Origin of the sequence: Bacillus cereus group sp. N21, assembly GCF_016483395.1 — a bacterium.
Lineage (GTDB): Bacteria > Bacillota > Bacilli > Bacillales > Bacillaceae_G > Bacillus_A > Bacillus_A pseudomycoides.
Genome location: NZ_JAEHBX010000427.1, coordinates 1 through 239 on the forward strand (window position 1 = coordinate 1; position 239 = coordinate 239).

Here is a 239-nt window from a genome sequence, read left to right on the forward strand (position 1 = left end):
TTTATGAACAAGGAAACGAATAAAGCGAATCCTTACACATTTATCAGTCCAATTGTATTTACAAAAGAGTTCTTCGATTTATCTATTGCTGCTAAAAAGCTATTTATTGATATCGTAATGCAGCAAAAACGAGAAACTACTTTGAAACGTTCACTATATAAATTTGATGAACAAGGACAACAAACTCATTTTGGCGGTATGTATCGCTTCTTACATAAGAAATACCCACATCAGATACG

The 239-nt window shown here is 32.2% G+C and carries 1 pseudogene; it reads left to right on the plus strand.

Features of this window, described 5'->3' with window-relative positions:
• Positions 1 to 239 (plus strand): annotated as a pseudogene (locus tag JDS96_RS31495) (hypothetical protein); the annotation flags it as partial.